Genomic DNA, 11,607 nt, shown 5'->3' with positions numbered 1-11,607 from the left:
CTCTCCTGTCACGTCCCTCATCTCCTTCAGGCGGCGATCCGGATCATGGCGCTGCGGTCCGGCGCGGTGCGCACCGCGATGTAGCCCGTGAGTTCCGCATCCATCGCCGCATCGCCGGTATCCACATGCAGGCAGGCGGGATCGAGGGCGGCGAGCTTCATCGCCCCCGCCACCACCACCAGGTTCGCCCGCCCGACCTGCCGCAGCACCGCGGCACTGACCTGCTGGTTGCCGCGGCCGAGCAGGAAGCCCTGGCCGCCGGAGACGCCGAGGATCACGGTCGCCGGCGTCGTCTCCGTCAGCCGCAGCAGCTGCGCCTCGCTCACATCGGCCGCCAGCAGCCTTCCATCCAGCGCGACATCCACGCCCATCAGCGTGCCGTCGAAGCCGATGGCGCGCTTCACGCGGCGCATGGTCGTGCCGCAGCCCAGGATGTAGAGGCGCCCGCGCCCCATCTCGCCGGCGATGCGCCGGGCCAGCGCTTCCAGCGCGGCCTCATCCGTCACCACCGCGCCGGCCTTCCCCGCCTGCATCAGCACGCGTTCCTCCGGCACCAGCGCCACGCCATGCAGGCGGGGGCTGACGCGGCCCTGGCGCAGCGCCTCCTCATCGAGGTCCATGACCTCTGCCTCCCGGAACCGCGCTTCGCCTGCCATGACGCGCGCGGCGAGCCGCCCGGCGGCGGCGGGGCTGGTCGCGAAGACGGCGGATTGCATCTTTACGCCCGTCGGGATGCCGAGCACCGGAACCGCCGTGCCGACCACGCCCGTGACGTCCCGCGCCGTGCCGTCGCCGCCGGCGAAGAGGATCAACGCCACACCGGCCGCCGCCATGGCCCGCGCCGCGTCCCGCGTGCCGGCGGCATCCATCGTCACGCCGTCCAGCGTCTCGCAGGCCAGCCCGGCCGCCGCGCAGGCTTCCGCGCCCATCGCGCCCGGCGCCGCCAGCACCGCCACCCCCTGCAACTCGGCCAGCGCCCGTGCCGCGCGCAGGCCCGAGACCGGCTCCGCCCCCAGCGCCCGCGCGCGGGCCAGCACGGCCGGCCCGTCGGTGCCCTTCAGCCCGACGCGCCCGCCCATGCCCGCGATGGGATTCACGATGACGCCCAGCCGCCGCACCAAGCCCCCCCGACGCCTGTTCGTATTGCGAACAACAATGCGCCTGACGCACAATCTGCGGGGCTTCCGGCGACGGCGCAATCCCGAAGATGAAGCATCCGACATCCGGTGCCGGACCGCCACAGGGTTGTGGCCCCGCGCCCCGCGGTCCTAGGCTTCGCCGCGATGCAGCAATCCGCCGCCACGCCCGAAGGCCTGCCCGCGCTGGAAGCGCGCCTTGCGCGCGAATTGGCGCTGCTCAACCTGCCGCCCAGGGCCTGGGTGCCGGAGACGCGCTTCGAGGGCGGGGAGTTGCTCGACGTCGCCGTGATCGGGGGCGGCCTCTCCGGCCTCTGCGCCGCCGCGGCGCTGCGCTTCCTGGGCATCACGCGCCTGGCGGTTCTGGACCGCGCGGAGGCCGGCACCGAGGGCCCCTGGGTGACGACGGCGCGCATGCGCACGCTGCGCACGGCGAAGGAGGTCGCGGGCCCCGCGCTCGGCATCCCCTCGCTCACCTTCCGCGCCTGGTTCGAGGCGCAGTGGGGGGAGGCCGCCTGGGCCGCGATGTTCCGCATCCCGCGCCCGATGTGGATGGACTACATGGTCTGGTATCGCCGCGTGCTGGCGCTGCCCGTCCGCAACGGGATCGAGGTCACGGCGATTGAGCCGCTGCCCGATGGCCCTGTCCGCATCGCGACCAATACGGGCGTGATCCATGCGCGCCGCGTGGTGCTGGCCACCGGGATCGACGGCCTCGGCGGCCCCGCCGTGCCCGCGGTGCTGCGCGACCTGCCGCGCCGCTTCTGGGCCCACTCGGCGGAGGCGATCGAGATCGCCTCCCTCGCCGGCAAGTGCGTCGGCGTGGTCGGTGCCGGCGCTTCCGCCATGGACAACGCCGCGGTGGCGCTGGAAGCCGGCGCGGCGTCCGTGGACATGCTGATCCGCCGTGCCGAGATGCCGCGCATCGACAAGTTCACGGGCATCGGCAGCAAGGGCATGGCGCATGGCTTCATGGGCCTGCCCATGGCGGACAAATGGCGCTTCTTCCGCCTGGCCAATGACGCGCAACTGCCCGCGCCGCGCCAATCCGTGCTGCGCGTCTCCGCCTTCCCCAATGCGCGCTTCCTCTTCGGCTGCCCGATCCTGTCGGCGCGGGAGGATCGCGGCGCGCTGCGGGTGGAGACGCCACGCGGCGTGCTGCGGCTGGATTTCCTCATCCTCGCCACCGGCTTCGCCATCGCGCCGGAGACGCGGCCGGAATTGCAGGCCATCGCGCCGCATATCCGCCGCTGGGCGGACAGCTACACGCCCCCGCCGGAGGAACGCGACGAGGCGCTGGCGCAGCACCCCGACCTCGGCCCGGGATTCGAGTTCCAGGAACGCCATCCCGGTGCCTGTCCCGGCCTGTCGCGCATCGCCTGCTTCACCTTCCCCGCGGTGCTGTCGCACGGCAAGCTGACCAGCGGCATCCCCTCGGTCAGCGAAGGCGCGCGCCGCCTGGCGGAGGCGATGGCCCGCAGCCTCTTCGTCGAGGATCGCGCCCTGATCCGCGACCAGTTCGACCGCTACGATACCGCCGAATTGCAGGGCGACGAATGGACGCCCTGGACCGGACCCCTGGAGAGTGACAGCGATGCCGCAGCCTGAGATCCTGGTCTTCTACGGCATCTCCTCCCCCTGGGCCTATCTCGGCACGCCGCAACTCTGGTCCATCGCGCGCAAGCATGGCGCGCGGATCGTGCTGCGGCCCATCCGCGTGATCGAGGCCAATGGCGGCATCCCGCTGCGCACCCGCGCCCAGCCGCGGCAGGACTACCACGGGCTGGAACTGGCGCGCTGGCGCGGGCATCTCGGCATGCCGCTGAACCTGACGCCGCGCTTCTACCCCTGCCGGACGATCGAGACCGCGGCCCAGGCCGTGATCGCGGTGCAGGAAGCCGCGCTCGACGCGGCCGCCTTCAGCTTCGCCGTGCAGCGCGCGCTCTGGGCCGAGGATCGCGACATCGCGGATGTCGGGACGTTGCGCGACCTGGCCCGCGCCACGGTGGGGGAGGAAGGCGCCGCGCTCGTCCGTGATCCCGCCTTGCCGCGCCACATCGAGACCTGGCACGGCAACCTGGCGGAAGCCGAGCAGCGCGGCATCTTCGGCACGCCCACCTATGTCGTGAATGACGAGCTGTTCTGGGGCCAGGATCGTCTGGATTTCGTCGATCGCGCTTTGGCGAAGGCCGCGTGATGCTGGCGCATGAGGACCCCGCCATCATGGAACGCGCCGCCGCGCTGCATGCGCGCGCGGTCGTCTTCGATGGCCTGTCCACCTGCAACTGGTCCCGCACCATCTTCGAGGAGATGAAGGCCGGCGGCGTCACCGCCGTGAACGCCGCTTCCGTGCTGTGGGAGGATCTGCGCGGCGGCCTCGACAACATCAGCGACTGGCGGCGGATGCTGGCGGAGAATGCGGACCTTCTGCGGCCCGTCAGGACGGTTGCCGATATCCATGCCGCCAAGCGGGAAGGGCGGACGGGGATCAGCATCGGCTGGCAGAACACCTCCCCCATCGAGGACCGGCTGCAGGATATCGGGATCTTCAAGGATCTCGGCGTCGGCATCATGCAGCTGACCTACAATACGCAGAACTATTCGGGCGCCGGCTACCTGGAGTTGACCGATTCCGGCCTGACGGGCTTCGGGCGCGAGGTGGTGCATGAGATGAACCGCGTCGGCGTGCTCTGCGACCTCTCGCATGTCGGGGAGAGGACGAGCTTCGACGCGATCGCCTGGTCCAGGCAGCCCTGCGCCATCAGCCATGTCCTGCCGCGCGCCCTGCATGACGTGCCGCGCAACAAGATGGATGCGCTGCTGAAAGCCTGCGCGGAAGCCGGCGGCATCATCGGCATCAGCCTCTTCGCGCCGGGGCTGCGCGCCGGCAATGACGCGACGGTGGAGGACTATATCGACGCGATGGCGCATGTGATCGCGCTGGTCGGCGAGGATCACGTCGGCCTCGGCGCCGATTTCAGCCTGGACCATCCGCGGCCCGGCCCGTACCAGAACTACGCCAGCCGGGACAAGGGAATGGCCCGCAACCTGACGGAATTCGCGACCGCGAAGATCAACAAGCCCCGCGGTATCCAGCGCATCCATGAGATGCCGCACATCACCGCCGCCATGGTCCGGCGCGGCTGGGGTGACGACCTCATCCTCAAGCTGCTCGGCGGCAATTGGCTGCGGCTGCTCGGGCGCGTCTGGGGCGGCTAGGCCATCCGGTCCCACGCATCGTCGGTGCCGCGCGACAGCCGGTGCTTCATGATGCGCTGGCTCGGCGTGCGCTCGAAACCCTCCACCACGGCGATGTAGCGCGGCCGCTGGTGGCGGGCGAGGCGCGTATCCAGCCAGGCGGAAACCGCCGCCGCGTCCAGCGACACGCCAGGCTTGGGCTGGACGAACAGCTTGATCTCCTGCTCCCCGACCTCGGCCGCCACGCCGATCATGGCGCAATCCGCGATATCGGGATGCTGCGCCGCGACGCTCTCCACCTCCCAGGCGCCGACATTCTCGCCGCGCACCCGCGCGCTGTCGGACATGCGGCCATGGAAGAACAGATTTTCTTCAGTATCGAAGGACCCGGAATCGCCGGTGTGCAGCGCACCGCCTCGCAGCGCTTTCGCCGTCGCCTCCGGGTTGTCGAGGTAGCCCTGCGTCAGCGCCAGCGGATCGCGCGCGCTGACGATGATCTCGCCGCGCTCGCCCTGTGGCACCGGCCCGCCATCGGGGCCGCGCAGCGTCACCTCGAACCACGGCATGGCCGTGCCAACGGCGCCATGGGTGCCGTTGCGGTTGGCGGTGCTGAAGCTGCTGGCCTCCGTCATCCCGTAGCATTCACGGAGCTCGACGCCGAAGCGGTCCCGCACCGCATCCCAGATCTCGGCGGGCGCGCCCCCGCCCCAGGCGACGCGCACGCCATGGGCGCGTTCCTTCGCACTCGGCTGCTGCTTCAGCAGGATCTGCAGGATGCCGCCGAGGTAGTGGAGATGCGTGGCCCCCGCGGCGATGACCTCATCCCAGAAGCGGCTGGCGGAGAAGCGCGGCACCAGGTGCAGTACGGCGCGTTTCAGCAGCGGCACCACCACCATCTGCGCGCCGCCGATATGGTACAGCGGTTCCCACATGAACATCACGTCGCCATCGCGTGCATCCGCCACCAGCAGCACGCCCTCTCCCGCCAGGCGCAACATGCGGTGGGACACGCGCACGCCCTTGGGCGGGCCGGTGGTGCCGCTGGTGTAGCCGATGGCGAAGTCATCGGCGGGGTCGGGCAGCGTTTCCTCGAACCGCGCCGCCGCCCCGCCCTCCAGCGCCGCCAGCGGCACCGCGCCCGGCAGAGCCTCCTCCGCCACCAGGATGCACGGCTTCGCGTGGCCCAGGATGTAGCGGAGGGAATCGCCGACCAGCGCGGTGTTCAGCGGCACCCAGACCAGCCCGGCCTTGGCCAGCGCGAAGACCAGCGCCAGCGCCCCCGCGCCATTCGGCAGCATCACCGCCACGCGGTCGCCGCGCGCCGCGCCGAGGCCCCGCAGCGCCTGCGCCATCGCATCGCTCCGCGCATCCAGCGTGCCGAAATCCAGCGTCGCCCCATCGACGATCGCGAAGACCCGCGCCGGTTCCGTCGCCGCGATGGCACGGAAAAACTCGAGAAACCCGCCCGGCGGCGGCACGCCCTGCTGCATGCGCGGCCCTCCCGCCGCGATGCTCCCGCGCGTCCGGCGCCGCGTCAATCGACGCCCCCCGCGCTTGACGCTGCATGCGCGCGGGTGGAAGCATCCGGCGCGACGCGGGGAGACGCAGCATGACCATCGACGCCGAGGCCGTGGGCCAGGTCCTTGCGGAGAATCGCGACGGCATCCTCCTCATCACCCTCAACCGGCCGGATCGGCTGAATGCCTGGAACGCGCCGATGCGCGCGCGGCTCGTCGCCCTCATCAACGGCGCGAACACGGACCCGGCCATCCGCGCCGTCGTGCTGACGGGCAGCGGCACGCGCGCCTTCTGCGCGGGGCAGGACCTGAATGAGGGCCGGACCTTCGATGGCGCCCGCGCGGAGGAATGGATCGAGGAATGGCGCCGCCTCTATGGCGCGCTGCGGCGCTTCGAGAAGCCGATGATCATGGCGCTGAACGGCCTCGCCGCCGGCTCCGCCTTCCAGACCGCGCTGCTCGGCGACATCCGCATCGGCCATGCGGGGTCGCGCATGGGCCAGCCGGAGATCAATTCCGGCATGGTCAGCGCCACCGGCTTCTGGATCATGCGGGAGATGCTGGGCCTGTCCCGCGCCATCGAGATGGTGCTGACCGGCCGGCTGGCGAGCGCGGAGGAATGCCACCGCCTCGGCATCCTGCATCACCTGGTGGCGCCGGAGGAGGTGCTGCCGAAGGCGCTTTCCATCGCCGCGGAACTCGCCGCCAAGCCGCCGCTCGCCTTCAAGCTCAACAAGCAGCGCTTCTGCGCCGCCACCCAGGCCGGTTTCGACGAGACGATGGAGGCGGCGCGCCTGCTCCATCGCCAGGCCTTCGATGCCGGGGAGCCGCAGCGCGTGATGGGCGAATTCCTGAACAAGGCGCGGTGATCGCCATGTCCCCTCGTCACGCCGTCGTCACCGGCGCCTCCTCCGGCATCGGCGCCGCCATCGCGCAGCGCCTCCTCGCCGATGGCTGGCAGGTCACCGGCCTCAGCCGCAAGGCGCCGGACTGGGCGGGCGCGGGCTACACGCATCGCGCGGTCGACCTGCTGGACCCCGATGCGCTGCTGCCAGTGCTGGATGGGCTGGCGCCGCAGGCCCTTGTCCACGCCGCCGGCCTGATGCGGGCGGAGGCGCTGGGCGCCATGCAGCCGCAGACCGGGGACCAGCTCTGGCGCCTGCATGTCGATGTCGCCGCGCGGCTTGCCGATGCGCTGATCCCGCGGATGGAAGCGGGTGGCCGCGTCGTCTTCATCGGCAGCCGCACCTCCGGCGGCGCGCCGGGCCGCGCCTACTACGCCGCGACCAAGGCCGCGCTGGTCGGCCTCGCGCGTTCCTTCGCCGCGGAACTGGCGCCGCGCGGCATCACGGTGAATGTCGTGGCGCCCGGGGTCACGGATACGCCGATGCTGCGCGATCCCGCCCGGGCCTCCATGCAGCCCAAGGCGCCGCCGATCGGCCGCTTCATCCGGCCCGAGGAAGTGGCCGCGCTGGCCGCCTTCCTGCTGGGGCCGGAGGCCGCGGCCATCACCGGCCAGCAGATCATGATCTGCGGCGGCGCCTCCCTGTAGCAGGCTTCCGCTTGACGGCCCGAAGCCGCCGGGAGTACCCCTAAGCATCAGTTCCGAACAAAAGTTCGGAATCCGATAATCAAGGGGAAGGGACGTCGCCGGGCATGAGCCTTGCGCAGGACAGCAACGGGGCCTCGATGCGCAGCGCCTCCGCGCGCGCCATGGACAACCCGAAGAACCAGGTGCAGTCCGTCGCCAAGGTCTTCGCCGTGCTGCGCAGCTTCACCGCGGACCATCCGGAGCAGACTCTGGCGGAAGTCGCGTCGCGCAGCGGGCTGGATCGCGGCACCGCCTATCGCCTCGTGCATACGCTCGCCGATCTCGGCCATCTCCGCGCGGTGCCGGACACGCGGCGCTTCCGGCTCACGCTGAAATGCCTGGAACTCGGCTTCGCCGCGCTGTCGGCCGATGATCTTCCCGGCCACGCCACGCCCTTGTTGAAGGAGGTCGTGCCCGCCCATGCCGATGCGGCTTCCCTCGGCGTGCTGGAACAGGGGGAGGTCGTCTATCTCGCCCGCGTGGAAGCCGGCCTCGAACGCCATGGCCTGGTGCGACGCGCGGGCACGCGGATCGGCGCCTATGCCACCGCGCTTGGCCAGGCGATGCTGGCCTGGCTGCCGGTGGCGGAGCAGCATGAACACCTCGCCGCCGTGCCGCGCCTCATGCTCTCCGAACGCACGGTCACGGATCTCGATGCGCTGCTGGCGCGCCTCGCGGCGGTGCGGGCCCAGGGCTATGCGGTCTCCGACGGGGAGAATGCCTATGGCCTTCGCACCGTGGCCGCGCCGGTGCTGGACGGGCGCGGCCGGCCCATCGCCGGAATCAGCATGACCATCGCCGCGGGCCGAGCGCCCATCGCGGATTTCGTGGCCGATGCCGTGCCCCAGGCGCTGCGCATCGCGGCCGAGCTGGGGGAGGGCGTGCGCCTTTCCCTCGGCGCCATCGGCGTCGCGCGGGGCGGCCGCTGATGCTGCGCCTGCTGGCGGATGACCTGACCGGCGCGCTGGACAGCGCGGCGGAGTTCACCGGCCTCTTCGGTCCTGTCCGCGTGGCCTGGCATGGCGATGCGGCGGGCAGCCTCGCCCTCGACACCGGCACGCGGGAAGCGACGCGCGGCGCCGCGCTGGTGGCCTTGCGGGCCGCGGCGCCGATGCTCGCCGGCGCCACCATCGCCTTCAAGAAGCTGGACAGCCTGCTGCGCGGCCATCCCATCGCCGAACTCGCGGCCTGCCGCGACGGCTTTCGCCATGTGGTGCTGGCACCCGCCTTCCCGGCCATGGGACGCATCACGCGGGCCGGCACGCAATACGCCGAGGCACCCGGCGGCTGGTCCGCGCGCGCCGCGCTGCCCGCCCTGCTGGCGCAGGAAGGGCTCTCGGCGCGGCCGCTGCCCGAAAGCGGGGCGCTGCCCGATGGGATCCTGGTCTGCGATGCGGAGCGCGATGGCGACCTGGCGCGCATCGTCGCCCGCGGCCTGGCCGCCGAAGGCCCGGTGCTGTGGTGCGGCAGCGGCGGGCTGGCGGGCGCCCTGGCCAGACGCCATCCCGCGACGCGCGACGCCATGCTGCGCGGCCCCGTGCTGGGCCTTTTCGGCTCCGACCAGGGCGTCACGGCGCGGCAATTGGCGGCCTGCGGGCCGCTGGCGCTGCGCCTGCCGGATGGGGGCGCCGACAGCGCCGCGCGGCTGGCCGCCCTGATGCGGGCCGAGGGCGCCGCCCTGGCCGGCTTCACCCTGCCTGAGGGCACGCCCCGCGCCGCCGCCGCCCGCCACATCGCCACCGCGCTGCACGGCCTGGTGGCCGCGCTGCCGCGTCCCGGCACGCTGATCGTGGCGGGGGGCGAGACGCTGCGCGCGCTGTGCGAGGCGCTGGGCGCGACGGCGCTGGAAGCCACCGGCCTGCTCGCCCCAGGCGTGCCCCGGTCCCGCCTGCTCGGCGGGCGCTGGGACGGCGTCGAGGTCATCTCCAAATCCGGCGCCTTCGGCGGGGATGCGCTGTGGCGCGACCTGCTGGCGGCGAACGGCATCCTGACGGGAACAGAAGCCGCATGAGTCGCCACCTCGCCATCACCATGGGCGACCCCGCCGGCATCGGGCCGGAGATCATCGTCAAGGCCTGCACGGCGCTGGCCCCGCGCATCGCCGCCGGTGACCTCAAGCTGCTTGTCATCGGCCACGGCACGGCGCTGGAACAGGCCCGCGCCGCCGCCGGCGCGCCGCCCATCCCGCATGTCCCCGCCGATGGCCACTGGCCGGCGCTGGCCTTCCTGCAGGCGGGCGAGGAACAGGCCCCGATCATCCAGGGCCAGGTGGCGGCGGAGGCCGGGCGCTTCGCCTATCTCGCCATCGAACAGGGCGTGAAGCTGGCGATGGAAGGCCGCGTCGGCGCCATCGTCACCGCGCCGCTGAACAAGGAGGCGCTGAACAACGCCGGCTACCACTATGCCGGCCATACGGAGATGCTGGCGGAACTCACCGGCGTGAAGGGCAGCGTGATGCTGCTGGCCCATGGCAATATGCGCGTCAGCCATGTGACGACGCATTGCGCGCTGGAGGAAGTGGCCCCGCGCGCGACGCCCGAGCGCATCCGCCGCGTGCTGGACCTGACGCATGGCGCGCTGAAGCGCCTCGGCATCCAGAAGCCCCGCATCGCCGTCGCCGCGCTGAACCCGCATGCGGGGGAGGGCGGGTTGTTCGGCCGCCAGGACATCGACGTGACGGAACCCACCATCGCGAAGGCCGTCGCCGATGGCATGGACGTTCTCGGCCCCATCCCCGGCGACACCGTCTTCGTGAAGCTGCGCGCCGGCCAGTATGATGCGGTGGTCGCGATGTATCACGACCAGGGCCACATCCCCGTCAAGCTGCTCGGCTTCAACGTCGATCCGAAGACGGGGAAGTGGGAGGCGCTGTCCGGCGTGAACGTCACGCTCGGCCTGCCGGTGATCCGCACCTCCGTCGACCACGGCACCGCCTTCGACATCGCGGGCAAAGGCATCGCCAGCGAGACCAGCCTGATCGAGGCCATCGAATACGCCGAGCAACTCGCGGCCGGAGCGCCCCAATGACCGATCTTCTGCGTCCCATCGAGATCCTGCGCCCGACACGGCTGGAATTCGGCGCCGGCACCGTCGGCATCGTCGGGCAGTGGGCGCGGGAGCAGGGCATCACCCGCACCCTCGTCATCAGCGGCGGCTTCAACGCGAAGCGTGTCGATGTGCTGGGCCTGCCCGGTGAAGTCACGGTCTTCGGCCATGTGAAGCCGGAGCCGGACCTGCCGAACCTCGACGCCGCCCTCGCCATGGCGGAGCAGGTGAAGCCACAACTGGTCGTCGGCTTCGGCGGCGGCAGCGCGCTTGACCTCGCCAAGCTCGTCGCCGTGCTGCCGGGCAGCGGGCAGACGCTGCATGAGGTGGTGGGGCCGGAGAAGGTGAAGGGCCGCCAGGTGAAGCTCGTGCAGGTGCCGACCACGGCCGGCACGGGCAGCGAGGCCGGCACGCGCTCCCTCGTCACCGATCCCGCGACGGAGCAGAAGCTGGCGGTGCAGAGCCGCCACATGCTGGCCGACCTGGCCGTGGTGGATGCGGAACTCACGATGAGCGTGCCGCCCGCCGTCACCGCCGCCACCGGCGTCGATGCCATGGCGCATTGCGTGGAGGCTTTCACCAGCAGGCGCGCGCATCCGCTGATCGACCTCTATGCGCTGGAGGGCATCCGCCTCGTCGGCCGCTACCTCGCGCGTGCCGTCGCCGATGGCAGCGACAAGGAAGCCCGCGCTGGCCTCATGCTCGCCTCGCTCTATGGCGGCTATTGCCTCGGCCCGGTGAACACCACGGCGGGCCATGCCGTGGCCTATCCGCTCGGCACGCGCCAGCACATCGCCCATGGCCATGCCTGCGCGCTGGTCTTCCCGCATACCCTGGCCTTCAACGCGCCGGTGATGGCGGAGAAGACGGCGCTGGTGCTGCAGGCGCTCGGCCTGCCCGCCAGCAGCGATGAAGGTGTCGTGCGGGAATCCACCCATGCCTTCTGCGCCAGGCTCGGGATCGAGATGCGCCTCTCCGCGCTCGGCGTGCCCGAATCCGCGCTGGAGTCGATGGCGACCGAGGCCCACGCCATCCGCCGCCTGCTGGACAACAACCCCCGCGACATCAGTGCGGCGGAGATCCTCGCGATCTACCGCCGCGCCTTCTGAGGAACCGCCGC

11 protein-coding genes are annotated in these 11,607 nt (G+C 71.8%); 9 read left to right on the top strand and 2 right to left on the bottom strand.

Annotated features, from left to right (window positions below; genetic code table 11):
- Positions 1–26: 26 nt before the first annotated feature.
- Positions 27–1,097 carry an ATP-NAD kinase family protein gene (locus BM041_RS23470; RefSeq protein ID WP_217648823.1) on the bottom strand — a complete coding sequence of 357 codons (1,071 nt, stop codon included), beginning with the start codon at positions 1,095–1,097 and terminating at the stop codon, positions 27–29.
- 186 nt (positions 1,098–1,283) lie between these two features.
- On the opposite strand from BM041_RS23470, the gene BM041_RS23465 reads away from it, so the two are divergent.
- From BM041_RS23465 to BM041_RS23455, 3 genes are read left to right on the top strand one after another with little or no spacing between them, the layout of a single operon-like run.
- A complete protein-coding gene (locus BM041_RS23465) occupies positions 1,284–2,744 on the top strand; it encodes an NAD(P)-binding domain-containing protein (protein WP_092962431.1) in 1,461 nt (486 codons plus the stop codon).
- Positions 2,731–3,333, top strand: coding sequence for a 2-hydroxychromene-2-carboxylate isomerase (locus BM041_RS23460; RefSeq protein ID WP_092962344.1), 603 nt, complete (start codon positions 2,731–2,733; stop codon positions 3,331–3,333). Before BM041_RS23465 ends, BM041_RS23460 begins: the two co-directional genes overlap by 14 nt.
- A complete protein-coding gene (locus tag BM041_RS23455) occupies positions 3,333–4,355 on the top strand; it encodes a membrane dipeptidase (RefSeq protein WP_245762238.1) in 1,023 nt (340 codons plus the stop codon). Before BM041_RS23460 ends, BM041_RS23455 begins: the two co-directional genes overlap by 1 nt.
- On the opposite strand, the gene BM041_RS23450 is transcribed toward BM041_RS23455, so the two are convergent.
- Positions 4,352–5,824 carry a class I adenylate-forming enzyme family protein gene (locus BM041_RS23450; protein WP_092962343.1) on the bottom strand — a complete coding sequence of 491 codons (1,473 nt, stop codon included), beginning with the start codon at positions 5,822–5,824 and terminating at the stop codon, positions 4,352–4,354. The genes BM041_RS23455 and BM041_RS23450 overlap by 4 nt on opposite strands.
- Positions 5,825–5,943: 119 nt before the next feature.
- Between BM041_RS23450 and BM041_RS23445 the strand changes: the two genes are divergently transcribed.
- From BM041_RS23445 to BM041_RS23420, 6 genes are all read left to right on the top strand, one after another.
- A complete protein-coding gene (locus BM041_RS23445; RefSeq protein ID WP_092962342.1) occupies positions 5,944–6,720 on the top strand; it encodes an enoyl-CoA hydratase/isomerase family protein in 777 nt (258 codons plus the stop codon).
- A gap of 5 nt (positions 6,721–6,725) precedes the next feature.
- Entirely contained in the window at positions 6,726–7,403 is a 678-nt protein-coding gene (locus BM041_RS23440; protein WP_092962429.1) for an SDR family NAD(P)-dependent oxidoreductase, read from the top strand.
- Between the two features lie 104 nt (positions 7,404–7,507).
- Positions 7,508–8,371 carry an IclR family transcriptional regulator gene (locus BM041_RS23435; RefSeq protein ID WP_245762237.1) on the top strand — a complete coding sequence of 288 codons (864 nt, stop codon included), beginning with the start codon at positions 7,508–7,510 and terminating at the stop codon, positions 8,369–8,371.
- Entirely contained in the window at positions 8,371–9,453 is a 1,083-nt protein-coding gene (locus BM041_RS23430; RefSeq protein WP_092962341.1) for a four-carbon acid sugar kinase family protein, read from the top strand. Before BM041_RS23435 ends, BM041_RS23430 begins: the two co-directional genes overlap by 1 nt.
- Positions 9,450–10,469 carry a 4-hydroxythreonine-4-phosphate dehydrogenase PdxA gene (gene pdxA / locus BM041_RS23425; protein WP_092962340.1) on the top strand — a complete coding sequence of 340 codons (1,020 nt, stop codon included), beginning with the start codon at positions 9,450–9,452 and terminating at the stop codon, positions 10,467–10,469. The genes BM041_RS23430 and pdxA overlap by 4 nt, the downstream gene beginning before the upstream one ends.
- Positions 10,466–11,596, top strand: coding sequence for an iron-containing alcohol dehydrogenase (locus tag BM041_RS23420; protein WP_092962339.1), 1,131 nt, complete (start codon positions 10,466–10,468; stop codon positions 11,594–11,596). Before pdxA ends, BM041_RS23420 begins: the two co-directional genes overlap by 4 nt.
- Positions 11,597–11,607: the final 11 nt, after the last annotated feature.

The sequence above is a fragment of the Falsiroseomonas stagni DSM 19981 genome (assembly GCF_900114315.1).
Classification (GTDB): domain Bacteria; phylum Pseudomonadota; class Alphaproteobacteria; order Acetobacterales; family Acetobacteraceae; genus Falsiroseomonas; species Falsiroseomonas stagni.
Note: the sequence above shows the minus strand (reverse complement) of the source record. Positions and strands in the feature narration are given on the sequence as shown.